The following is a 24856-nucleotide window of genomic DNA, read 5'->3' on the forward strand; positions in this document are numbered from 1 at the left end:
ATTTTCTGTGAAAATCATGTTGTTTCACACATCTATAGGAGGTTAAATCATGGCTTTTAATAAGACAGGTGATGGTCAGAGAAGAAGACCAATGCATAGAAGAAAGAAAGTCTGTGTTTTCTGTGGTAAAGATAATACTATCGACTACAAGGATACAGCAAAGCTTAAGAAGTACATTTCTGAGCGTGGAAAGATTCTTCCACGTCGTATCACAGGCACATGTGCTAAGCACCAGAGAGCTCTTACAGTAGCTATCAAGCGTGCTCGTCACATTGCACTAATGCCATATGTTCAGGATTAATCCTTAAGAACATTGAATTTATGGGATTTAAAGGCTATCAAGGGACAAATATAGGACAAACATTTTGCTTGTTTTAGATACCCTATGATACCTAATAATGCCGATTTGTTAAAAGATAATATGCTTTTAGAAGCACTTTCTGAGGAGACTTAGAGAGTGCTTTTTTTATTATTTTGAATTTCTAAAGCCCTTCCATAGGCCTGCGTTTTAGTTAATTAATAATCAAAGCAAAGGAGAAAAGCTATGGCAAAGGTAATCGCAATTGCAAATCAAAAAGGCGGAGTTGGAAAGACAACAACCGCAGTAAATCTAGGAACTGGTCTTGCAGAGGAAGGAATGAAGGTTCTTCTGATAGATGCAGATCCTCAAGGAAGTCTAACAATCAGTTTAGGAAATCGAAATCCAGATAAAATACAAGATACATTGGTTGATATATTCGCTAAAGTTGTAAATGAAGAAGATATCGATGAAAAATATGCTGTGATTAAGTATAAAGAAGGAGTTGATTTAATTCCCTCAAATATAGAATTATCAGCTGTAGAGATATCTTTAGTAAATACAATGAGCAGAGAGCTAGTGCTTAAATCTTATATTGATACGGTTCGAGATGAGTATGATTACATAATCATTGATTGCATGCCATCACTTGGAATAATGACTGTAAACGCTCTCGCTTGTGCAGATACTGTGCTTATTCCTGTGCAAGCAGCTTATTTGCCTGTAAAAGGATTACAGCAGCTTATAAAGACAATTTATACAGTAAAAAGGCGTTTGAATCCTGGACTAGAGATAGAAGGAATCCTTCTGACAATGGTAGACAATCGCACTAACTATGCTAAGGATATAGTGCTTGAAGTAAATGATGTGTATGGAAAGTCTATACCAGTATTTCCAATAGAGATTCCACTGTCAGTCAGAGCAGCAGAGATAAGCTCAATGGCAAAGTCAATTTATGATTATGATCCTAAGGGAAAGGCAGCTTTTGCCTATATGTCACTTACAAAGGAGGTACTTGCACATGGCTGCTAAGAGAGAAAAGATTCATTTTGCATCTGTAGAAGAGTTACTAGGGGCTCCGACAAGTACTGGAGAAGGAACGGTAGAACTTAGAGTCGAGGATATTTATCCGTTTGAGAATCATCCGTTTAAGGTAATTGATGATGACAAGATGGAGGATTTAATACAAAGCATAAAAGAAAATGGAGTACTTACACCTGTTATCGTAAGACCAGATGATGAGGGCACTTATGAAATGATATCGGGACATAGACGTCTGTATGCTGCAAAAAGAGCAGGATTATTAGTAATACCAGCTATAATCAAGCCTATGACAAACGATGATGCAGTAATAGCTATGGTAGATGCTAATGTACAACGAGAAGAAATACTACCAAGCGAAAGAGCTTGGTCTTTAAAAATGAAACTTGATGCCATGAAGAGGCAGGGATATCGCTCAGATTTATCATCCGCTCAAAATGAGCGGAGGTTGGAAACGGCTGATATTGTTGGAGAAGAAATGGGAATAAGTAGGGCTCAGGTAAGACGGTTTATAAGATTAACCGAGTTAATACCTGAACTTATGGAATTGGTGGATAAGAAGAGGCTTACATTTACTATGGCTGTGGATATCTCATATTTCGATAGGCAATTACAGCAATGGGTATATGAGTACATTACAGAGAATGGTTTTATAAAGCCAGAGCAGATTGCAGCCCTTAAGGCTTGTGATAATCTTGAAAACATGGCTCAGCCAGTATTAATAAGTACTTTGAAAGAAGCTTTGAAGCCTAAAAAGAAGTCTCAAGGGGTGACCTTATCTGAGAGAAAATTGAATAAGTATTTTTCAAATAAAACATCAGCTGCTGACAGAGAGCGAATAATCATAAATCTTTTGGAAAAATGGAAGCATGAGCAGGAGGTATAAAGATGGCAATTAATTACTTTTTTAAGCATCAAGCAGATCAATATGCATTTATAAGAATTCCAAAAATAATGATGACTGAGGATATTTTTGAGCCTTTATCGATGGAAGCGAAAGTACTGTATGGAATGTTATTGGATATGATGAGCGAATCTCCTAAGCACCGATGGGTTGATGATAAGAATAGAGTTTTCATAATATATCCAATTAGTAAGATACAGGAGGATATGAGAGTTTCTAAGGGTAAGGCAATTAAATGCTTACAGGAATTAGAAGATATTGGCCTTATAGCTAAAAAGCATAGGGGCCAGAAGCAGCCTGATTATATTTATGTTAAGGATTTTATGGTGGAACAGAAGGTGGTGAATTTGTTTTAGAGGTTCAAAATTTGAACCTCAGAAACAGAAGGGAGAATGAAATGAGCGAGATACAATTTAAGTATTTCTATGGAACAGAATCAGACACATACACATTTTATAAGATTCCGAAGCTATTAATTACAGATGATTATTTCAAGGATATAAGTAATGATGCAAAGCTACTATATGGCATGATGCTTGAAAGAGTCTCCTTATCGGCAAAGAATGGCTGGTATGACGAGGAAAACAGAGTATATATTCGCTTTGGGATAAAGGATGCAATGGAACTTTTGCGTATAGGAAAGAATAAAGCTATAAAGCTTTTTGCTGAATTAGATGATGAAACAGGCGTGGGATTAATAGAAAGAAAAGTTCAGGGACAAGGAAAATCACAGGTTATATACGTAAAAAGTTTTATGTCAGAAGTTTACAAATCAAACCTCAAGGAGTTTGAAAATGAAACTTCAAGAGGTTCTGATTTTAAACCTCTAGAGGTTTCAGAAGTAAACCCTAATAAGAATAAATATAAAGAGAATATAAGGGATTTAGAATCTAATCCTATCGATGAAGATATGGTGAGATTAGAACAGGAGGTAAGGGAGCAACTGGGAGTAGAGGCGCTAAAGCATGATATGCCGTATGATCAGGATTTGATAGAAGAAATCTATGAGCTGATACTTGAAACATTACTTTGTCAGGAGCAGTCTGTAGTGATAGCAAGCAGTAGATATCCAATGGATTTAGTAAAGCGAAAGTTTAAGAGGCTCAGTATAGAGCATGTGAGATACGTGATTACTTGTATGCAGCAGAGCACCAGCAAGGTGAAAAATATCAAGAAGTATATGCTGGCAACTTTGTTCAATGCTCCTAGCACTATCAATGCATATTACAGAGCTGAGGTTAATCATGATATGGCTGTGGGTTGAGTGTTGACAGATTTGCACAACACTCATATAATACGAATTAACATAGTTGCACAACACTCATAGGGAGGTATTATATGCCAAGAGTAAATCTTTCAATAAGCCAAGAAATATATGATAAGCTACAGGCAGATGCAGAGAGTAGAGGATTAACTGTAAATCATATGGTCTATAGCTTGCTTGAAGAAAAGTATGGGGAGAGAGGTTTTGATTATGTTATGGCCCTTGATTGTCTTAAGCAGGAAGCTGAGAGTATGCAGGGTGATTTTATACTGTCAGACCTTCCTACCTTCAAGGGATTAGATGAAGTATTAGTGGAAATGCAGGCGAAGGAGTCACCAGCTCAGGTAAAAGCTAGATTGGGCAAGATGTTTAATGAAGCAGTAAAGCAAGGGGCAATAAAGGATATAAATCGTTCTGTTGTAATTGAGCAGGATGGAACTCAGAAGGCAAGAACACTGTCTCGTGCAGCAGTGTACGCTAAGAAGTTAGCTGATTTAAAAAAGGAGGGTTAGTACTATGGATAATGGTAAGATGGCAGTTGGGGCTATAGGCATCTTTGGAACTTTATTTTTGTTTGCAGTGTCCATAGTGCTATTCCTACTAGGGCATTTTTATATTGTGAATGGAATTATGGCAGGTTTCATTCCCTTTATAATGCTTTGTAATGCAGGCTATAGTACTGGATTGTGCTGGGGGATATATGGATTAATTATATTAGTGGCAGTTGTACTTCAGTTGAATTTCAAGGTGGCTAGAGTGATATTTGGAATCTTCTCTTGTTTTGTAGTTAGTGTGTTCGTGTATGATGCAAATAAAGAGTTGGCTATGAAGACGCAGGTGTTATATATTATCATCGGAATAATAATAACGGGTTTATTAAATATAGCAGGATATAGTAGGGAGGAATAATATTGTGGAGGCTTATTTAGGGTTAATCGGTGTTGTTATAGGTGCAACATTGCCATTTCTTTTTAGAGTAGTGGAAAGATATTTACAAATAGCTGGAAAACTTTGTATTAACGTAAAGTTTGTTGCTAGTAAAGATACAGAAGAATATCCTGAAGTTATTAATTGTGATGGCCTAGTAATGAATTTACCAATGTGGGTTGAATTTACTAATTCAAGAGGTATAGCTGAAATAGTAAGAAATCTAAATATATATGCATATTATAATGCAAGACGTGTAGCAGAATTTGTGCAAATACAAAAATCAAATAAATATGTATATGGAAATAGAGAATTATATTCTTTTGTTGTACCAGAAAAGAGTGTGACAAAGTATGATTTGATGTACATGCTTAGAAAGGAGGAGTGTGAGGGGGAGGAAATAGATGAACTAAGAATAGGATACTATGATGAAAATAATAAGTTTCATGAAAAGAAGATTTTAAATATAAAGAAACATGTTTGGAATATAGGAAAAATAGAAATCAAAAAAGGTTGGATTACAATATAAATTATGATAGCAAAAGAAATGATGACATCTCTGATTAGGAGGTGTCTTTTTTGTAGACAAGAATTTCAAAAGAAATATATATGTGGATAGCATAATTTATACACGTTTATATGTTATTTTTCTATTAGAGTAAATTGATAGTTGCGCATATAAAAGGAGAATTATATGGCAAATTATGTAAATGAAAAACAGGAAAAGATAGCACAGATTATAAAAGATAATAAATTCATGATTGATAAATATACAGATTCATTAAGATTCTATTTTGTTGATTCAATCACAGAAAAAGGAATGGCAAAAATAGTTAAGAATTTCGATAGTGCAATGTCTACAACCTCATTTATAGCCTATATAGATACGACATTAACTCATTGTTATAAAGAAGGAATAGTCTTTATGGAAGATGGTTTGTACTTTAAAGATTTATTTGATAGATATTACATTAATTATAAAGACATCATTAGATATTATGAAAAAAAAGAAGAATTGCATATAGAGTATAAGTTAAAAGATGATACCAAAGAAATTACATATTTAGCTGCATGTCTAAATGGTCACGTATTTCTTGATATATTAACGAAAATTTGTGATATCGACAAAGATTATGAATCAAATACATTAAAGGTGTCTGGAGATGTTAAAAAATTAGATATACCACCTGAAATGGCTAAAAAGTGTAAAAATGTGATACATAGTGCATCTATAGCCTGTGGAGGAATAGGTGCAATAACAGCCGCATCAGTTGTGGCAGATAGTGTTTTAATTACAACAGTACAAGTACCTATGGTCCTAAAACTGGCACAGATTTTTGATTTGGATATTACAGAGGCAGCTGCAAAAAGCATTGTATTGAATTATGCAGCAACATTTGCGGGAAAAAGAGTATCTCAGTTTTTTTGGGGAAAAATTCCGTTGTTAGGTAATGGTATAAATGCAGTAACGGCAGGCGGATTGACAGAGGCAGTTGGATGGGCTACAGTTGCTAATTTTTATTATAGATGGGTGAGTGACCAATCAAAAGGATTCGCATCAGGTGTAAAACAGGGATATATAGTTGCTTCAGATGCTTACGAGAAGAAATATTCATCCTTACTTGAAGAAATGAAGCTAACAAAAGAAAAATATATTAACACTAATAAAGAAAATCAAGAAATAATGGATGGGTATGAAAAATACATTGACTATTTAGAGGGGATTATTGGAGATAATTTAAGTGACATAAGATTATTATACGAAAAATTGGAAAAGGATAATGAGGAAAGAGTTAGCTCATGAATATTGAGGAACTAAAAGCAAGAAGAAAGAAATTGAATAGTGAGTTTCTGGAAACAACAGCTCAGTTTGAGTCGACAATAAATGAAACGGATAGGGTTAGAAAAATTACAGAAAACTCTCGAAGCATTATTACAGATTTAGATGAGGAATTTGAACGAAAAGTAGAATTAAAGGGAAAGGATCTAAATTTTATTTTTGTAGCATCAGGATTATTATGCGTTAAATGGATTATGCTTCAGGCGATAATGCCATTATCTTTTGATTTTAAGTACTCTCCTGAAAATAGTGATAAACGTCTTAATAGTGCGGAAATGGGAGCAATTGATACAGATGGAAAAGATATAGAAGGCTATAAAAAAACACTGGAGCGGGTAAAGCAAAATTATAAAAAAGCCGTGGAGCAATTAAATAATTGTACTGATGAGACAGAACGACAAAAACTTCTAAAAAAAATAGAGGACAATAAGAAGAGACAAAATGAGTTAAATAAAGTAATTAAGTTTTTATCAGAGAATAAAAGCGTTAGTAAAAAGATTCGTGAATTGGAAACAAAGAGGGAATCATATTTATCCTTATGTGAAAATGACAAGAGTAAATATAGAAGTATAAAGGATATTCTTCTTAAACCTGTTCCATATGATGCGATGAAAACGAAAACATCTTGTAAAGTTCCAGTGGCTCTATATGGAAAAAATCACCACGCATATACAATGGGGCATGATCCTGTGTTGGGCTGGATTTTTGGAACGATGAATATATTGTCAGGCACAATATCATATAATTTACCAAACTACCCTGTATATTGGGTTTCGTCAGAGAATATAATAGATAAAAAAACAAATTGGATTTCATTTATTATGACATGTATCAATAGCACTAAAGATAATCCTAAAAGAATTGGTGCGGCAACTATTCGTCAGGGATTACATTTAATGAGTGATAAATATTGTAAAACTGGGTTACCACTCAGTTTCGCTATAAAATCAGCAGATGAAGCGCAAGAACTAATAGAAAAAGGCTGGAATTCTGAAGAAATAAAAAAATATATAGATAAAATATTAAATGTTATAAAAAAAGATGTGTCAATTATAGCAATTCAATATATTTTAAGTTTTCTAATCAACCAAATAGTCTATTCTATATATATGATGATGTATGAGGAGGCGGATGATGGGCCTATAGAACTATATATCGTAAAAGCGAAAAGAATTCTTTCAATAGCAAATACAATTTCAACATCATCAAACTTTGCTTATGTAGTGATAACAAAGAAATTATGTTCTTTAGATATTGGAGGTGCTATAGAAACTATAAAGTTAATAATAGAAGATGACAAATATCGTAAAAAGATTAAGGAAGAGTTTATTGAAAAATCTTTTATTGATTTAATTAATAATAGTGACAGTGAGTATAATTGGATGCTTGAATAAAGAATTATCTAACGAGAGTTGGCAGGTAATGCCAACTCTTTTTTTAAACACAATATCATAAAATCTCTATGATAGAATCCGATTAGATATGGGATTATAAAGTGCGATTAATATACATTTTTCAAAAATATGGAGTGATAAAAATTATGAAGTACGGTTTTTAGGACTTAATATATGTTACTTTGTAAATAGAAAAATATAAAACAACGATGTTTATAACGATAAGCAGGAGAACAAGTATGATTGAAGTAGGTTTTACTCCCTCTATAGTGGGTTTAATAAAAGCTGCTGCGGCCTATAATGGATTGTTTAACGGGAAGGAACAAGAAACGGGAATAATACAACTAGAATTAATGCTAGACAAAGGGTTCATTGATGAAGATATTACAAGTGATTATAGGACCAATTTCCCAAAAGAATTCTATTCATACGAACATTTTTCGGAAGAAGATATAGAAGAACCATTGGATGAAGATGATTGCTGGTCAAGACGAGGTATTCTAAATCAATGGGATTTATTTAATAAATATCTCCCAGTCGAGAAAAATGTAAGAATTTGGGTAAGTGAAACCGCTGAATCATACTGTGGATTTCTATGGTTATGTAATTATTTGGAATGTAAAAATATTAATGTGTATATATTGAAATGTCCAGATATTGTGAGAGGACGGCAAATAATAAAACGATGGGAGCAATTAGAAAGAAAAGATTTAGTAAATAATATAAAGAATTCAGTGAAACTCACAGAGACTGAAATTTCAATACATGCTAGGAGATGGGAAGAACTTATTAAAGAGAATTCTTTACTTAGGGTGCTTTTGGGTAGTGAAGTTATTAGTGTGAATGAGGACTTTTATGATTTCATCATTCGAAAGCATCTTCCAAATGATGAGATAAAGCAAAAAACTTTGATATCTAATATATTTTTTAGTGCTCCAATTCCTATAAGTAATATTTGGTATATGAGGAGAATTGATTATCTAATATCACAGGGAGAGATAGTTATTGTAGAAGATGCATATAATCAAAATGAAAGATTATTGAAGAAAGCATAGAAGTCAAAGGAGAGGGGATATATGAAACAGGGGACAGTAAAATTCTTACTGAATATGATGATAGTTTTTACAATAATTATTACTGCTTTTATTACAAGACAAGATATTGTTCTTGCAAAAAACGAAACCATTAATGGTATTCAATATCGATTTAATGAAGACTGTAATTATGTAATTTCAGATGCGGAAATTAAGCAGAATATAGCTGGGGAAACTCAATTCGGTCAAATATCTTTAGATGGCCAAATATCGAAAATTAGTGATGTTAATGGATTTCAGGCATTTGAAGTTGCCAAAGAAAAGGTAAGTATAAATTATAAAATAAATACAAAACTTGGTGTTGTGGAAGATGATGCAAAGAAAATCTCTAATGCAGAATTAGACGAAAAGATGAAAAAAGGCGTTATTATTGTCCAGACATCGATGGATGGCTCTCATTGGATAGTGGACAAATCAATAAATGATATTTTGGGAGAGAACAAGGGACAACTTAGTAGCCCAATTTATGAGAGCAATTATGTTCAACAAACAAATGGATGTTTCTTTAGAGTAATTGTTGCTTATAAAACAGAAAAACTTATAGAGAATAGCAAGTTCTTGTTTTTTGATACATCTGATTATGAAGTATTTAGATGGGCAGAGGTGTATAAATTTTATATTGAAGATAAGAATAAAGGAACAACAGATACACCAGATACATCAAAGAAAAAAGTATTTCAAGATGAAATATATAGAGTGAAGGTAGAAAACAAAAGTGGGTATTCCATCGAAGAAGAACCATATCCAGAGGATTTACATTATGGATGGGATTTAGGCCAATTCACTATTAATGGATATACAGATAATATCGAAGATGAAGATGGTAATTTAATTATATTAAAAAATACAGGTGACCAAGTTACATTATGGTTTTCTTTAAATCAAGATATTAACAAGCTTAACGGAGATGAATATTTAACAATTAATAATGATAAAAAAGGTTATGATACTTTATTTAAGAGTATTGAGCCAACAGAATTTGGTAGAGGTGCTCTGATAATACAACAAACAGATGATACGAATGAAGCTCATAAACCTATATTATTTAAAAACTTCTTGGAAGCTAACACTCGTACTGGAGCAGACACTAAAGTGCGCTTATTTGAGGAAGGTGATTATGTTGTAGTGTTAGATTATCAAGTAATAGATTCATTTGCTATAGATTCTATAGAGAGTTATACTTTGGCATTTAATTTTAAAATCAGAAATAGTAATTGCATGATATTTGCTCGAGATTTGGGAACACAGAATGAATTATATGATCATGATATTACAAAGAACGGTTTTAAACTTGATTATGCTAATTCGAAATATCTTAAAGTAGACGTTGAACAAAAAATAATTAAATACAATGGTACATCATATTCAGAGGATACTAGACGAAATAGAGCTGCTAATGATGGAAAAGAATATAGTGAAGAAGGAGTATACATAATTAGCGTAAAACATGATTATGATGATGACCAAAAAACAGAGAAAGTTATATATGTAGGAGATTCTCCGATAATAAAGGCACTATCAAAAAATAATATAACTGTGGCGGAAATAAATAATTTGTTAGCTCAAGGGTACGTTGTCGAAGATGATGGAAGTATAGTAACAAAAAAAGGACAAAAAGTAGAAGATAATATCGATGAATTGGAGGAAGAACAACAGGTAGAAGATATTGATAGTAAGACGGAAGATAACACATCAGAAGACGAAATCTCAGAAAGCATAATAGCGGTTGAAAAGCCAGAACCAAGTGAAGAAGAGTTGGAAAAACAAGACGATACAAAAAGGCCTATTGTACCGATTTTTATAGTATTGTTTGTTTTAGGTTGGATAGTAGTAATTTATAAACAAAGGTTCCTAAACAAAGAGAAATTCGATGAAAAAAAAGTCGCTGAGGAAACCAGTGATATAGAAAATGAGGAGGAATAGTGATGGCAAAGAGATTATTGGCAATATGCTTATCATTAGCCCTGGTTTTGTGCGGATGTAGTCAGTCTGAAATGGTGACAGAGAGTTCCTCAAAAGAAAGCACTGATATTGAGTTGACAGATACAGGAAAAGAAGAGATTCCTGAAGATGAAATAGGTAATCCAGAAGAATTTCAATATGAGCCGAATTTTGAAAATTTGGATGATGAGGAATTAATAAGATACATAGAGGATGATGTATATTCAAATCTAGTTAATGAATTAAATGATACAGGGTACTATGTTGAGAATGTAAATGCTATTTTTGTTTCCAAAGAATACCTTGAGGAAACTGCTTACAATTCTCAGGCTAATATCTTTTTTGGATATACATTAGAGGATATCGAAGCTGTATATAAGGATTCTAAATATGTATTTACTACTAATGATGAAGGTAAAACAATAGTAACTGCATTTGAGAAATATGATGATACATATGAACAGATAATTAAAAATGTTGCCATAGGTTCAGGGGTAATCTTACTGTGTGTTACAGTGTCGGTAGTAACAGGTGGCGCTGGTTTACCTGCAGTAAGTATGGTTTTTGCAATGTCAGCAAAGACGGGAACCATAATGGCATTGTCATCTGCAGGCATAGGTGGACTAGCGGCAGGTATTACTACGCATTTACAGACAGGAGATATTGATAAAGCGTTAAAATCCGCAGCACTAGAGAGTAGTGAGCAATTTAAGTGGGGAGCAATTTTAGGAACCATATCAGGAGGAGCTGTGGGGACTGCAAAGTATGCAGCTGCAATGAAAGCTCTAGAGGGTGTTGAATTGAGTATTCCTATTCAGGAGGCTGCTGCTATACAAATGGAATCAGGATATCCAGCGAGTGTGATAGCGCAGTTCCATTCAATGGAAGAATACGAAGTATTTAAAGCTGCTGGTTTGGAAGCTGAAATGGTAAATGGGCAAATAGCTTTAGTAAGAGATATAGATTTAACAACTGTTGATACATGGGGAAGAACAAATCTTGAAAGAATGAAATTAGGTCTTGCTGCTTTGGATAAAACAGGGAAAAGTTATGAACTGCATCATATAGGCCAAGGTGCAGACGCCACATTAGCAGTATTGACGTCTGTGGAACATGATAGTTCGGTTTTGCATGGATTTGTTGAGGTTTCTCAAATAGATAGAGTTGCATTTAGTGTGACTAGAGAACAATTCTGGAAAACAATGGCTATCATTATGGAAAGCGGAGGACTATAAATATGGGATTATTAGAGGTTATGCAAAAATATGATGATTTTGCAATTGGTAAACCAGTAAGTATTGAGGAGATAAAACAGGCTGAGAGAGAATTGCAATTAAGTTTTTCAAATGAATATAGGGAATATTTAGTGAAGGCAGGAATAGCAACTGCTAATGCGCATGAAATCACAGGTATAACTACAGATGAGAGGCTTGATGTTGTATATCTTTCAAAAAAGAACAGAAACAAAAATATCGAAGATTCAAGGTATGTAGTAGAGGATATAGCTATAGATAAGGTGCTTATTTGGCAGGATACAGAAGGAGTGATATATCAAACTATAGGAAAAACACCAGGAAAAAAAATAGCTAATTCCTTAGCGGAATATATTCAAATCAAAGTATAGTGGTACACAGACAGTTATTGTATAGATAGCAAATATGAAGAAAATAGGAAAGAAACTAAGATTAAGAAATTAAGCATTATGGTTCATAATAGTGATAAAACGAAGCTACCTTTGATTGAAAGACCTATTGGAGCTATAACGTATGAGCACAGTATGGCCTCCAAATTATAAAAAGGGTTGTATTGTCAAATTCTTTTCACAATTTGCGAGTATCATTCGGTAACAAGGTTGAATAATGCTATGGTCATGCAAGGAGGGATTGTATTATGGGTAAGTTATTTAAAACAATCTTATCAACTGTTGTTTCTGTGGCATTTATCTTAACTTTATGTATGCCAGTCAGTGCGGAAAACACAAATAATGCAGTTAAACCAAACGCTGCGTTTTTGATTGAAAGGTTAAGCACCATACCAACGGCATCTGATGTTTCTGCAGCAACAGAAGAGACTGATCCGAATAATAAGCTCCATAAACCAGGTGGCTATCAGGAATATGTTTACTTTAGAGATTCACAGATAACAGATTACTATGAAGGTGATTATGGAAGAACCGATGGTGGTGGAGTAGTAGAGGTTTATAATACAGTCAAAGAAGCAAAAAATAGAAATGATTATTTAGCTTGTTTTGATGGACAGGGATTTCTTGACCCAGGATCACATGAGGTTCTTGGAACATGTGTTATTCGTACTTCACGACATTTAACAGCTACACAGCAGGCTACACTAGCAGCAGCTATGAAAAATGCGATTTTAGCAGATTCAACACCTGGAAAGGTTCAGAATCCAACAACTATTTTCAATGGCGTAGATTATGCAGCAGAGTTTGATCCACAAGTTTACTATGATAGTAATCCAGACCTTCAACTAGCAATAGGCACAGATGGTAGTGCTTTGATAAAGCATTATGTTGAAAATGGTAAGGCAGAAGGTAGAAAGGCAAAATAGAACATAAACTGGGCTGGCGCATTTGTGCTAGCCCTTATTATTTACTTTTTAGTTTTAATCAAATGATAAATCGTCTTTCATCTGTATTTCTGGAGTTATGTAGTCAACTGCTGTAAAGGGCCTTGTTGCCAGTGGTAAGGTGCCCTCGGACATATTGGATAATTTTATAATAGCAATTGAAGCTGACCATTAAAAGGCTAGTGAAAGTGGAGAGATTCATGAAAACATACCAACGATATACTTTTGGCATACCAAACGCATACCAAAGACATACCAACTGTATATTTTATTCTGTTTCAAGTCATGTTATATTTATCATGGACAAACGAGAGAGCGATACAAAAGCTCCTCGCGAGTCCTTTTCTTTTGCAAAAGAATAAAGCATCGAACATAAGCGTCGGTTTGTAATCATTAAGTGATTGCAGGCAGACGCTTTTTTGATGCCAGTAAGTAGGTAAAGGGTGACGACCCAAACCTAAAACAAGCATAAGAAAGAGAGGTAAGCGTATTGGAATACGAACAGTTTAAAGAGAAGATTGCTGAGGATGTGGGGAACATGCTTGAGGCAAAGGGATACGGTGATGTGAATATAAAGTTTGAAATCACTGATAAGGTCAATCAGACATATGAATCAATGGTGGTTACACCGGAAGGCAGTACAGTTGGTGCTAGCCTTAAGGTAGATTCAATGTTTGATCATTACAAGGTAACAGGTGATTATGAGGCGGCACTTAATAAGGCTGCTAACACTTTTGAAAGGGCCATTGACAACATGCCAAGCTACGATACTAAGGCTATTACAGAATATGATAATGTGAAGGATAAGCTGGCAATTCAGTTGATTCCAGCAAACAAGAATGAGAACCTGCTTCAGAAAATTCCTCACAAACTTATTGAGGACATGGCGATTGTATATCGACTAATCCTTGATAAGACGGAGGATGGAACAAGTACAGTGCTTGTAACCAACAATCTTGTACAGCAATTTGGAATTACACCTGAGCAGCTACACGAGGATGCAGTTGAGAATTCACCTAAGATTCGACCAGCAGAACTTAGCACACTACGCGATACACTGGTATCTATGGTTGGTCCAGAAATGGCTGAGTTTATGGATCCTGAGGGTCCAGAGAGCAAGCTTTATGTGGCAACTGTGGATGATAAGATGAACGGAGCAGGAGTTATTGCTTATCCAGGCTTTATGGAGGAAGTTGCTGATACAATGGGCGGTGACTTCTATGTGATTCCGTGCAGTGTTCATGAGGTCATTATGGTGCCAGATTTGCCAGAAATGGACATTAAAAACATGGAAGAGATGATTCACATGGTTAATTCAACAGAGCTTAAGCCTGAGGATGTCCTTTCAGAGAAGCTTTACCACTACGATTCACAGGATAAGGTATTTGAGATGGCTGAGAAGTTTGAAAAGAGACAAGCTATCAAGGAATCAAAGGCAAAGGAGAAGCCGTCTGTTTTAGGCGATTTAAAGGCAAAGCGAGATGAATTAGCAAAAGCACCAAAGCCAGTGAAGGATGAAATTGAAAAGGCTGTGAAGAAAACAGAGCCAGTAATTTAGAACAGTAATAAATAGTAATAGAGCGTCAGCTGCAGAGAAATCTGTAGTCTGGCGCTTTTTCTATGCCCAAAATTAGGAGGAAAAAACTATGTCAGCACGATATAACGCAAATGCTTTATGTAGCAATGGAGGAGTACCAAGCAGAATTATTGGAGGAAAGATGCCAGTTCCTCAGCCATCAAACTGTAAGAATCATTGTCCATATGGTTATGGAAAGGCTTTCTGCTTCCCATGTATGAAGAAGATTCTCGGTCAGGATGTTGAGCCATCTAAGGAAGAAGTCACTCCAGAGAAAGGAAATGCATGAGTTTTGATTACTTTTATGGAGAACAATCAGAGCAATTCGTGTTCTATCGAATACCTAAGGTGTTCTATACGGATTCAAGATTTAGGCAGCTATCCAGAGATGCTAGGACCTTATATGGTTTATTGCTTGATCGAGTATCGTTATCAGCGAAGAATGGCTGGTATGACGAAAAGGGTAGAGTCTATATCATTTATACGCTTTCTAGTGCTATGACAGCTCTTTCCATATCAGATAAGACAGCAACAAAGTTATTTGTGGAGTTAGAGAATATCGGGCTGATAGAGCGAAAACGCCAAGGCCAAGGAAAGCCAATCATTATTTATGTGAAAAACTTTATGGACTCGGAATTTATACGAGAGCAGGCAAGGGCAGCTTACGACTCTGAAGCTGACATCAGTACGAGTCCAGAGTCGAAAAACCTACGAAGTAATAATACTGATATTAACTATACAGACTGTAGTGATACTGACTTCATTCTTTCTGAGCGAGAGGAGCAGAGAAGGGATTATGAGGCATATTTTAAGCATCAGCTACAACTTGATTGGCTTAAAGAGCAGTATGAAGGTGATGCAGAGCTTATAGATGAGATTTACGCACTGATTGTAGATACCGTTTGCACTACTAGGGATACTATCAGGATTTCAGGAGATGAAAAGCCAGCGGCAGTGGTAAAGGCTACATTTATGAAACTGACTATAGAGCACATACAGTTTGTACTTGATGGATTAAGGGAAAATACAACCCAGGTGCATAGTATAAAGTCATATTTACTTGCAACCCTATATAATGCACCAATGACAATCAGTAGCTATTACAGGGCAAAGGTGAATAATGATATGGCTAATGGTAGCCTGGCGAGAAAGGAGGAATAGCTTGCAGCAGGAGGTAGAAGAAAAATCTATACGATTAGCGGTACGAACCACAGAGATTTCGGCAAGAGGTATGCTACGAATCTTAATGGCTATAAAGAATCATATTGATGAGAAAAGAGCACAAGCACATCTTCCACAGGAACCAAGGCATGGTAGACAATCTGTTAAGGAACTGATAGGCCAGGGACAGGGTGTGACAAGAGTAGACCTAGATCAGGAGGGAATTAGGGATTTTCATAAGATTGCAAAGAAATTTGGTGTTGATTACGCAATTATCAAGGATAAAGGTGTAGAACCTCCAGTATACAATGTCTTTTTTAAGGCCAGAGATGAGGATGCAATCAACAAGGTTATTTCTGCTTACACTACTAAGTATCTACATAGGCAACATGTTAAAGCTAGTGTTATTGATAAGCTAAATAAGGCCAAGGAGGTAGCAAAAGAGCTTGGAAAGAAGGTAGTAGAAAGGCATAAGGAGGCGGTTAGATGATAAATATAGATTCATTACTTCAGAACCCCACCTTACTTATCGGATTAGGAGCCGTAGGTCTCTTGTTTGGCGGTATGGCTATCATAGATAAGATTGAAAACAGGAAGAACTTCAAGCATAAGGTTGAGTATGGTTCTGCCAGATGGGGGAAAAAGAAGGATATAGAACCCTTTATAAATCCTGAGTTTGAAAAAAATGTAATCTTGTCAAAGACTGAGCTATTATCAATGGAAAGCAGGCTTACAAATCCTAAATATGCAAGAAATAAGAATGTTGTAGTGATTGGAGGATCTGGTTCAGGAAAGACAAGATTTGTGCTAAAGCCAAACTTGCTTCAGATGCATTCAAGCTATGTTGTAACTGATCCAAAGGGAACCATAGTAAATGAATGTGGATCAGCGCTATTGAAAAATGGCTATGATATCAGAATCTTCAACACCATTAACTTCAAAAAAAGCATGAGATATAATCCGTTTTCTTATATACACAAGGAAACGGATATTTTAAAGCTTGTAAATGTTCTCATAGCCAATACAAAGGGAGAAGGAAAAGAAGGAGATCCCTTTTGGGAGAAGAGTGAGAAGTTATTGTACCAGGCTCTTATAGGTTATATCTATTATGAAGCACCTGAGGAGGAGCAGAATTTCAATACATTACTGGAGTTTTTGAATGCTATGGAGGTTCGCGAGGATGATGAAAACTTCAAAAACCCAATAGATTTAATGTTTGAAAAGCTTGCAGAAAGGGAGCCGGACCACTTTGCAGTGCGTCAATATCGAAAATTCAAGATGGCAGCCGGTAAAACGAGCAAAAGTATCTTGATTTCATGTGGTGCAAGGCTTTCACCTTTTGATATCAAGGAAGTGAGAGATGTTACAAAGTATGACCAGCTTGAACTAGATACAATAGGAGATAAGAAGACTGCGTTATTCATAATCATGTCGGATACAGACGATACATTCAACTTTTTAATTTCGATGATATATACGCAGCTCTTCAATCTGCTATGTGAGAAAGCAGATGACGTTTATGGGGGCAGATTGCCGGTACATGTCCGCTGCTTAATTGATGAAGCGGCAAATATTGGACAGATACCGAATCTAGAAAAGCTTATGGCAACCATAAGATCTAGAGAAATATCGGCAATGTTGGTACTCCAAGCTCAGTCGCAGTTGAAGGCTATATACAAGGATAACGCTGACACGATTATCGGTAACTGTGATAGCCAAATATTTCTGGGAGGAACGGAAAAAACAACGCTTAAGGATCTTAGCGAAATGCTAGGTAAGGAAACAATTGATTATTACAATACATCAGAGGCAAGAGGCAATAATCCATCCTACAGTACCAATTACCAGAAGCTAGGAAAAGAGCTAATGAGTATGGATGAATTGGCAGTTATGGATGGAAATAAGTGTATTGTAAGACTTCGAGGGGTGCGACCGTTCTTTTCGGAGAAATACGATTATACTAGCCACCCTAAATTCTATCAAACGGCAGATTTTGACAAGAATAATTGGCTAGATATAGAGAAATATCTTAAAAAACGAGACAACTTAATATTGAAAGCAGATGAAAAATATGAATTCATCGATTTAACCGAGAAAAAGGCTCTTTAGCAACTAGCTAGAGGGCCTTTTAGTATGCGCGCATATAGCAGGAGTTAGTCGACGAACTCCTGCAAATAAAGTAACCAATAACATTATTTAATATTCATTTAATTTTCAGGAGGATAACATTTATGGGATTTTTTACATCAGCAATCGGAACACTTCAGACACTTGTAGTAGCAATTGGAGCAGGTCTAGCAGTATGGGGAGGCATCAATCTTATGGAAGGTTACGGTGGAGATAACCCTGGAGCTAAGTCACAGGGAATGAAGCAGCTAATGGCAGGCGCTGGTATAGGCGTTATCGGTCTTACACTCGTTCCACAGCTTGCAAGCCTTTTCTAGAAGCTGGTAAACCTAAGGGCTCCGGAGAAATCCGGGGCCTTATTTTTAGAGGAAGGAGGAACGGATGGATAGTTTATGGGAAGAGCTTCTTCAGTATTTTAAAGACTACTTTATAGATGGAATCATGTATAACATGGCTTCCACGTTTGTTTCAGTAAATGCTCAGGTAGGAAATATATCTACTGATGTTGGGAAGACACCGTCAGAGTTTATGCCTACGGTGTTTGCTCTGGTTAGGAATTTATCGGAGAACGTGATAATGCCTATTGCGGGAATAATTCTGACATTCATAGCTTGTTATGAACTGATTCAGCTAGTAATAGGACACAATAACCTGGCAAACTTTGATACTTGGATATTCTTTAAGTGGATATTCAAAACCTATATTGCTGTGATGCTTGTAACACATACATTTGATTTTACGATGGCTGTGTTTGATGTTGCTCATCATGTGGTGCAACAAAGCAGCACGATTATTACAGAAGAAACAGCTGTAACACTAGACGATATGTTACATTTCAGAGCAATCCTTAGAGAAAAAGAGGTAGGAGAACTTGCTGGAATCTATTTGCAGACAAGCATAGTGCAGATGTTGATGAACATTTTAGCAGTACTAATTTATGTAATTGTTAATGGTCGTATGCTTCAGATTTATTTGATGGTGAGTATGGCACCAATCCCGTTTGCAACCTTTGGAAACAAAGAGCAGAGCCTGATGGGACAGAATTATGTAAGAAGCTTATTTGCATTAGGATTTCAAGGATTCTTGATAATGGTTTGTGTGGGAGTTTATGCAGTACTGGTTCAGTCAGTTGTGTTTACAGACGATATTGTGGGTTCACTTTGGACAGTGGTAGGATACACGGTTCTTTTGGGATTCACGTTGTTTAAGACTGATGACATATCTAAATCAATTCTACAGGCACATTAAGGAGGTGATTACATGGCAGCATCATATGTAAGTGTACCTAGAGATTTAACACGGGTAAAAAGTAAGATAGTCTGCAACCTGACGAAAAGGCAATTGATTTGTTTTTCAGTAGCAGCATTGATTGGAGTACCATCGTTCTTTTTGATGAAGACAGTGGTGCCAGTCAATACAGCAGTTATGGGAATGATGATAATTATGATGCCATTTTTCTTCTTGGCAATGTATGAGAAGAATGGACAGCCACTAGAGGTTATTATGGAGCATTTCATCAGTAGCCAGATTGTCAGACCAAAGAAGAGAAAGTATAAGACGAAGAATTATTATGCGGCGCTAGCAAAGGAAGCTAAGCGTCTGAAGGAGGAAGAATGTTTCTAATTTCGAATAAAAAGAAGGATATATCAGCACAGGAGTCTATTCCATTTGACAGAATGTTTAGAGATGGAATATGTAGAGTGGATCAGGATTTCTATACGAAGACAATTGAGTTTGCAGATATAAACTATCAGTTGGCACAGCAAGAAGATAAGACAGAGATTTTTTCTGAGTGGTGTAGCTTTTTGAATTTCTTTGACAGTTCAGTGAGTTTTCAGCTCAGCTTTTTAAATACATCGGTAGACGCAGCAAACTTCCAGAAGAGAATTGCTATTAAGCATCAGACAGATGGTTTTGATGATGTGAGAGATGAATATACAGGCATTTTACTTCATCAGATGGAGGCAGGAAATAACGGCCTTACAAAGACAAAGTACTTAAGTTTTGGGATTCATGCAAAGTCTATCAAGGAAGCAAAGCCAAGACTTCAACATATTGAGACGGATATACTGAATAATTTTAAGCAGCTTGGTGTGCAGGCTAAGACATTAGATGGAAAGGAGCGCTTAGCTCTTATGCATCAGATGTTTCATATGGGAAGTGATGAGAGATTTCACTTCGATTGGGATAAGTGTTTAAAAGCGGGGAATTCTCCTAAAGATTTTATTGCACCGAGCAGTTTCCATTTTGAAAATGGAAGACGATTCAAGATAGGAGAAACTTATTGTGCAATGAATTTTCTATCCATTGATGCGTCAGATATTAGTGATAGAATGCTGGCTGATTTGCTAGACATAGAGTCAAACCAGATTGTTACAATGCATATTCAATCAGTGGATCAGAATGAGGCTATTAAGACTATCAAGCATACAATTACTGAGCTTGATAGAAGTAAGATTGAGGAGCAGAAAAAGGCAGTAAGAGCGGGGTATGATATGGATATCATTCCAACGGATCTTGCAACATATGGTAAAGATGCGAAAGCTCTTCTTAAAGAGCTACAATCACAGAATGAGAGAATGTTTTTGTTGACCTTTCTCATTCTTAACACAGGAGCAACGAAGGAAGAGTTAGAAAACAATGTGTTCCAGACAAAATCTATTGCACAGAAGCACAACTGTAATCTGATACGATTAGATTTTCAGCAGGAGGATGGATTGATGAGCTGCTTACCATTAGCTAACAACCTCATTGAGATTCAACGTGGTATGACTACAAGCTCTACTGCGATATTTGTGCCATTTACAACTCAGGAGTTATTTCAGGACAGTGCAGCTAGTCTTTATTATGGGCTTAATGCTCTTTCAAATAACTTGATATTTGTAGATAGAAAGAGACTTAAGAATCCAAATGGTCTAATTCTTGGAACGCCTGGAGCGGGCAAATCATTCTCAGCAAAGCGAGAGATTGCTAATGCGTTTCTAGTAACAAACGATGACATTATCATTTCAGACCCTGAGTCAGAGTATAAAGACTTGGTAGAGCGATTCCATGGACAGGTAATAAAGATTAGTCCGACATCAGATCAGTACATCAATCCTATGGACATAAATATGAACTATTCTGATGATGACAACCCAGTATCCCTCAAGGCTGATTTTATACTTTCATTATGCGAGCTTATAGTTGGTTCAAAGGAAGGTTTGAAGCCAGTTGAAAAGACTGTAATTGATAGATGTATCAGAAAGGTTTATCAGAGATATTTTGAGGACCCTAGACCTGAGAAAATGCCTATGTTAGAGGATTTGTACAAGGAACTTTTAGCGCAGCAGGAAAAGGAGGCCGAGCATGTGGCACAGGCTTTGGAAATATATGTTACAGGTTCTCTTAATGTGTTCAACCACCGCACAAATGTTGAACTCAATAACCGTCTAGTGTGCTATGACATTAAAGACTTAGGCAAGCAGCTTAAGAAGATTGGAATGCTGGTAGTTCAAGATCAGGTGTGGGGAAGAGTAACGGAAAACAGAGCAGTTGGTAAGTCAACTCGTTACTATATGGATGAAATGCATTTGCTACTTAGAGAAGAACAGACAGCAGCTTACACCGTAGAGATTTGGAAGAGATTCAGAAAATGGGGAGGTATTCCAACTGGTATTACTCAGAACGTAAAGGATCTTTTGGCATCAAAGGAGGTTGAAAATATATTTGAAAACTCTGATTTCATCTACATGCTTAATCAGGCTGTGGGAGATCGAGCAATACTTGCAAAGCAATTAAACATAAGCCCTCATCAGCTTTCGTATGTAACACATTCGGGACCTGGTGAAGGGCTTATATTTTTTGGAAATGTAATTTTGCCATTTGTAGACAGATTTCCAACAGATACAGAGCTTTATCGCATCATGACAACAAAGCTAGAGGAAGTTGTAGAAAAGAAGGAGTAGAGAATGAAGGAAAAGCTAAAGGACAGGAGTGCTACAGCTGCAAAGTATGGGCAAAAGCTTAAAACATTAACTGAAAAGTCCATTGGACAGGGTGAGGAGGAGGGAACAGATAAGGAGGTGGTTGATGAAGCTATTGATATTGCATCAAGCACTAGAAGTAAGGCTATTCAACGAAAGCGGATTAGACAGGAACAGATAAAGGCAGCCAAGAAGAAGGAAGAGGTAAAGGCAGCTAATAATCGTTTCAGTCCGTCAAAAAGATTTGTCGATGAAGCTGGAAGTGATGCAGCAGAGAGCATCAAAGAGCGCCTTAAGGAGTTTTTGGAAGACAATCCGAAGATTGCGCTAATTGCCGTGATTGTCTTAGTTCTGCTGCTATTTATTGGAACAACCTTTACTTCCTGCTCTGGAGTAATGGGAGGTATCACATCGCTTACAGTTGAAAGCTCATACACAGCAAGCGATAGAAACATCATAGCAGTAGATAATAAATACAAGAAAAAGGAGAAAGCTCTTCAGAAGAAGATAGACACTATTGAGATAACAAAACCAGGATATGATGAGTATCGTTATGATGTGGCAGGAATAGGTCATGATCCATACGAGCTAGCTGCTTTGCTTACAGTGCTTTATGAGGATTACACACAATCTGAAGTTGCTGAAGCAATAAATACTATTTTCAACCATCAGTATCAGTTCACTACACAGGAGATAACGGAGACCCGTTATAGGACTGAAACTAGGACAGGAACCAGAGAGGTGACAAACTCGAAAGGAGAAACCAGCACAGAAAGTTATTCCTATACAGTGCTAGTCCCTTATGACTGGCATGTTCTTAAGGTATCTCTTACTAATGGAGGTATAGAGGCTGCTAGGTCAGCAATGATACGTAGCGATGATTTAAACTCACGCTATTCAATACTTACAGAGATGAAAGGGAATAAGCCTGAAATCTTTGGAGATAACATTTATGTAGATGAAATGATTACTGACGACTATGAGGATTATGATGTACCTCCAGATGTCTTGAGCGATGAACAGTTTGCAAGGATGCATCAGGAAGCAGAGAAGTACCTAGGATATCCGTATGTGTGGGGTGGCTCAAATCCTGAGGAGAGTTTTGATTGTTCAGGGTTTGTATGTTATGTCATTAATCATTGTGGTAACGGATGGAACGTAGGAAGAACAACGGCTAATGGATTAAAACAGGCTACTGCAAGAGTAAAACCAGCAAATGTAAAAGCAGGAGATTTGATTTTCTTCAAAGGGACGTATGCTACGGGTGGAGCCAGCCATGTAGGTATTGTGGTTGATCCAGAAAATAAAATAATGATTCATTGTGGGTCACCAATATCTTATGCAAGCTATGACACAAGCTATTGGAGGGCTCATTTTTATTGTTATGGAAGAATCAGATAGGAGGAAGAATGTACGAGAGATTGGATAAGCTTCGCGCAGAAGTGGAGCGAATTAAAAAGAAAATTGAGGATGATAAGGCAAGGCTTAGGGCAGCAGAGCTAAAGCTTAAGAACGCCGAGAACTCTCAGATATTAGCAGATGTTGGGGCGTTAAATATGTCACCAGAGCAGTTGGCACAGTTCCTTCAGTTGGTGCAGCAGGGGCAGGTTGGTAATGTAGTTGTTGCAAAGCCAGAGATAGAGGCAAAGGAAGATGATATCGATGATATAGAGAAAGAGGAGGATGAAGAGAATGAAGATTACTAAAATTGCAGCAGTGGGAACAGCTTTAATGGTTGGCCTAACCCCAATGACAGCTTTTGCAAAATACGATGAAACGGCTGAGATAGAAGACACAGAGATTATGACAGTTGAGAGTAACACGGACTATAGAGAATCCAGCAAGGAAAAGCAACCAGAAGATGATGTAGAGGTTGAAGAAGTAGATGAAGAGGATTATGGCTCACTTACTCCTGAAGGCAATATGGAGTTAGTGGATGATTATGGCAGCATCGAAGTAGGCGGTAAGCAGTTCATTACTGTTACAACAAAGAGTGGCAATTACTTTTACATAATCATAGATAGAGATGACAGTGGCAATGAGACAGTTCACTTTCTCAATCAGGTGGACGAATCAGATCTTCTAGCTCTCATGGACGATGATGAGAAAGAAATATACGAGGAAAGTAAGGAAGCTGAAGACGAAGAAATCGAAGAGAAAGAAGTTGTCCAAGATGATGAAAATAAGACAGATGAAAATGACGATAATAAGAAATCTGGACATTCTAAGTTGAATGGAATAATGTCATTAATTCTTATTGTTACAATCAGTGCTTTAGCAGGTTTCTTCTACTTCAAAAAGTATAAAAAGCAGAAGACAAAAAAGACAGACTTACCTGATCCTGATTTGGATTATGTAGAGGACGATTTTGTGGATTCTCTTGTTCAGGAGGATGCAGATGGAGAAGAAGGAGACCAGGAATAGACAGATTCATTTTCTAGTGAATGAGTCTGAAGAAGAACTCATCAAAAAGAAAATGCAGGAGGCTGGCATAAATAGCATGGCAGCATATATGAGAAAGATGGCTATTGATGGATACACTATAAAGCTTGATTTGACAGATATGAGGGAGGCGGTTCGCCTCCTTCGTATCAATTCGAATAACCTAAATCAATATGCTAGACGTGCAAATGAGACTGGAAGCATTTATGTGGCGGATATAAAAGAGCTTCAAAAGAGCCAAGAAGAAATATGGCAAATGATGAAGGGGATATTGGGGCGCTTAGTAGAAATCTAAA

The 24856-nt window shown here is 36.3% G+C and carries 27 protein-coding genes and 1 pseudogene; all 28 read left to right on the forward strand.

The features are described 5' to 3' along the window. The first annotated feature begins 49 nt into the window (after nucleotides 1-49). The 28 genes and pseudogenes from rpsR to BLR54_RS11130 all read left to right on the forward strand — a co-directional run bounded on the left by rpsR (nucleotide 50) and on the right by BLR54_RS11130 (nucleotide 24855). On the forward strand, nucleotides 50-301 hold the full coding sequence (gene rpsR / locus BLR54_RS10995; RefSeq protein WP_090420964.1) for a 30S ribosomal protein S18: 252 nt from the start codon (nucleotides 50-52) through the stop codon (nucleotides 299-301). 243 nt (nucleotides 302-544) lie between these two features. After that, nucleotides 545-1330 carry a ParA family protein gene (locus tag BLR54_RS11000; protein ID WP_090420967.1) on the forward strand — a complete coding sequence of 262 codons (786 nt, stop codon included), beginning with the start codon at nucleotides 545-547 and terminating at the stop codon, nucleotides 1328-1330. After that, nucleotides 1320-2225, forward strand: a complete 906-nt coding sequence (locus BLR54_RS11005; RefSeq protein WP_090420970.1) for a ParB/RepB/Spo0J family partition protein — start codon at nucleotides 1320-1322, stop codon at nucleotides 2223-2225. Before BLR54_RS11000 ends, BLR54_RS11005 begins: the two co-directional genes overlap by 11 nt. Before the next feature lie 2 nt (nucleotides 2226-2227). Continuing rightward, a complete protein-coding gene (locus BLR54_RS11010) occupies nucleotides 2228-2599 on the forward strand; it encodes a replication initiator protein A (RefSeq protein ID WP_090420973.1) in 372 nt (123 codons plus the stop codon). A 41-nt stretch (nucleotides 2600-2640) separates the two neighbouring features. Continuing rightward, nucleotides 2641-3507, forward strand: a complete 867-nt coding sequence (locus BLR54_RS11015; protein ID WP_090420976.1) for a DUF6017 domain-containing protein — start codon at nucleotides 2641-2643, stop codon at nucleotides 3505-3507. A gap of 74 nt (nucleotides 3508-3581) precedes the next feature. Then, on the forward strand, nucleotides 3582-4019 hold the full coding sequence (locus BLR54_RS11020; RefSeq protein ID WP_090420979.1) for a hypothetical protein: 438 nt from the start codon (nucleotides 3582-3584) through the stop codon (nucleotides 4017-4019). Between the two features lie 4 nt (nucleotides 4020-4023). Continuing rightward, nucleotides 4024-4416, forward strand: a complete 393-nt coding sequence (locus BLR54_RS11025; RefSeq protein ID WP_090420981.1) for a hypothetical protein — start codon at nucleotides 4024-4026, stop codon at nucleotides 4414-4416. A gap of 4 nt (nucleotides 4417-4420) precedes the next feature. After that, nucleotides 4421-4963, forward strand: a complete 543-nt coding sequence (locus tag BLR54_RS11030) for a hypothetical protein (protein ID WP_090420985.1) — start codon at nucleotides 4421-4423, stop codon at nucleotides 4961-4963. Between the two features lie 165 nt (nucleotides 4964-5128). Continuing rightward, nucleotides 5129-6238, forward strand: coding sequence for a hypothetical protein (locus tag BLR54_RS11035; RefSeq protein WP_090420988.1), 1110 nt, complete (start codon nucleotides 5129-5131; stop codon nucleotides 6236-6238). Then, nucleotides 6235-7668 (forward strand): hypothetical protein, encoded by a 1434-nt coding sequence (locus BLR54_RS11040; RefSeq protein ID WP_090420991.1) that lies wholly within the window; start codon nucleotides 6235-6237, stop codon nucleotides 7666-7668. Before BLR54_RS11035 ends, BLR54_RS11040 begins: the two co-directional genes overlap by 4 nt. Nucleotides 7669-7907: 239 nt before the next feature. Further along, nucleotides 7908-8723 (forward strand): DUF3658 domain-containing protein, encoded by an 816-nt coding sequence (locus BLR54_RS11045; RefSeq protein WP_176761927.1) that lies wholly within the window; start codon nucleotides 7908-7910, stop codon nucleotides 8721-8723. A 21-nt stretch (nucleotides 8724-8744) separates the two neighbouring features. After that, nucleotides 8745-10685 carry a hypothetical protein gene (locus BLR54_RS11050; protein WP_090420997.1) on the forward strand — a complete coding sequence of 647 codons (1941 nt, stop codon included), beginning with the start codon at nucleotides 8745-8747 and terminating at the stop codon, nucleotides 10683-10685. A gap of 2 nt (nucleotides 10686-10687) precedes the next feature. After that, the gene (locus tag BLR54_RS11055) at nucleotides 10688-11938 is read left to right on the forward strand and encodes an HNH/ENDO VII family nuclease (protein ID WP_090421000.1); all 1251 of its coding nucleotides are present in this window, start codon (nucleotides 10688-10690) and stop codon (nucleotides 11936-11938) included. A gap of 2 nt (nucleotides 11939-11940) precedes the next feature. Beyond that, nucleotides 11941-12327, forward strand: coding sequence for an SMI1/KNR4 family protein (locus tag BLR54_RS11060; RefSeq protein WP_090421004.1), 387 nt, complete (start codon nucleotides 11941-11943; stop codon nucleotides 12325-12327). A gap of 266 nt (nucleotides 12328-12593) precedes the next feature. Beyond that, the gene (locus tag BLR54_RS11065; protein ID WP_090421006.1) at nucleotides 12594-13271 is read left to right on the forward strand and encodes a hypothetical protein; all 678 of its coding nucleotides are present in this window, start codon (nucleotides 12594-12596) and stop codon (nucleotides 13269-13271) included. Between the two features lie 508 nt (nucleotides 13272-13779). Next, nucleotides 13780-14847, forward strand: coding sequence for a DUF5688 family protein (locus BLR54_RS11070; RefSeq protein ID WP_090421009.1), 1068 nt, complete (start codon nucleotides 13780-13782; stop codon nucleotides 14845-14847). An 88-nt stretch (nucleotides 14848-14935) separates the two neighbouring features. Next, nucleotides 14936-15154 carry a hypothetical protein gene (locus BLR54_RS11075; RefSeq protein WP_090421012.1) on the forward strand — a complete coding sequence of 73 codons (219 nt, stop codon included), beginning with the start codon at nucleotides 14936-14938 and terminating at the stop codon, nucleotides 15152-15154. After that, nucleotides 15151-16026, forward strand: coding sequence for a DUF6017 domain-containing protein (locus tag BLR54_RS11080; protein WP_090421015.1), 876 nt, complete (start codon nucleotides 15151-15153; stop codon nucleotides 16024-16026). The genes BLR54_RS11075 and BLR54_RS11080 overlap by 4 nt, the downstream gene beginning before the upstream one ends. Before the next feature lies 1 nt (nucleotide 16027). Continuing rightward, nucleotides 16028-16516, forward strand: a complete 489-nt coding sequence (locus tag BLR54_RS11085) for a PcfB family protein (protein WP_176761928.1) — start codon at nucleotides 16028-16030, stop codon at nucleotides 16514-16516. A gap of 44 nt (nucleotides 16517-16560) precedes the next feature. After that, nucleotides 16561-18135, forward strand: a pseudogene (locus tag BLR54_RS11090) (VirD4-like conjugal transfer protein, CD1115 family); the annotation flags it as partial. 122 nt (nucleotides 18136-18257) lie between these two features. Then, nucleotides 18258-18470, forward strand: coding sequence for a Maff2 family mobile element protein (locus BLR54_RS11095; protein WP_090421025.1), 213 nt, complete (start codon nucleotides 18258-18260; stop codon nucleotides 18468-18470). Nucleotides 18471-18534: 64 nt separating this feature from the next. Continuing rightward, nucleotides 18535-19401 (forward strand): VirB6/TrbL-like conjugal transfer protein, CD1112 family, encoded by an 867-nt coding sequence (locus BLR54_RS11100; RefSeq protein WP_090421028.1) that lies wholly within the window; start codon nucleotides 18535-18537, stop codon nucleotides 19399-19401. 12 nt (nucleotides 19402-19413) lie between these two features. Next, entirely contained in the window at nucleotides 19414-19776 is a 363-nt protein-coding gene (locus tag BLR54_RS11105) for a PrgI family protein (protein WP_090421031.1), read from the forward strand. Next, the gene (locus tag BLR54_RS11110; RefSeq protein ID WP_090421034.1) at nucleotides 19767-22100 is read left to right on the forward strand and encodes a VirB4-like conjugal transfer ATPase, CD1110 family; all 2334 of its coding nucleotides are present in this window, start codon (nucleotides 19767-19769) and stop codon (nucleotides 22098-22100) included. Before BLR54_RS11105 ends, BLR54_RS11110 begins: the two co-directional genes overlap by 10 nt. A gap of 3 nt (nucleotides 22101-22103) precedes the next feature. Continuing rightward, nucleotides 22104-23519, forward strand: a complete 1416-nt coding sequence (locus BLR54_RS11115; RefSeq protein WP_090421037.1) for a C40 family peptidase — start codon at nucleotides 22104-22106, stop codon at nucleotides 23517-23519. 8 nt (nucleotides 23520-23527) lie between these two features. After that, nucleotides 23528-23824 carry a DUF4315 family protein gene (locus tag BLR54_RS11120; RefSeq protein ID WP_090421040.1) on the forward strand — a complete coding sequence of 99 codons (297 nt, stop codon included), beginning with the start codon at nucleotides 23528-23530 and terminating at the stop codon, nucleotides 23822-23824. Further along, nucleotides 23811-24542: a DUF4366 domain-containing protein gene (locus BLR54_RS11125; protein ID WP_176761929.1), complete on the forward strand. Its 732-nt coding sequence runs from the start codon at nucleotides 23811-23813 to the stop codon at nucleotides 24540-24542. Before BLR54_RS11120 ends, BLR54_RS11125 begins: the two co-directional genes overlap by 14 nt. Then, nucleotides 24517-24855, forward strand: a complete 339-nt coding sequence (locus BLR54_RS11130) for a plasmid mobilization protein (protein WP_090421046.1) — start codon at nucleotides 24517-24519, stop codon at nucleotides 24853-24855. Before BLR54_RS11125 ends, BLR54_RS11130 begins: the two co-directional genes overlap by 26 nt. Nucleotide 24856 lies beyond the last annotated feature (1 nt).

It is taken from the genome of Pseudobutyrivibrio sp. YE44, assembly GCF_900104335.1.
Taxonomy (GTDB): domain Bacteria; phylum Bacillota; class Clostridia; order Lachnospirales; family Lachnospiraceae; genus Pseudobutyrivibrio.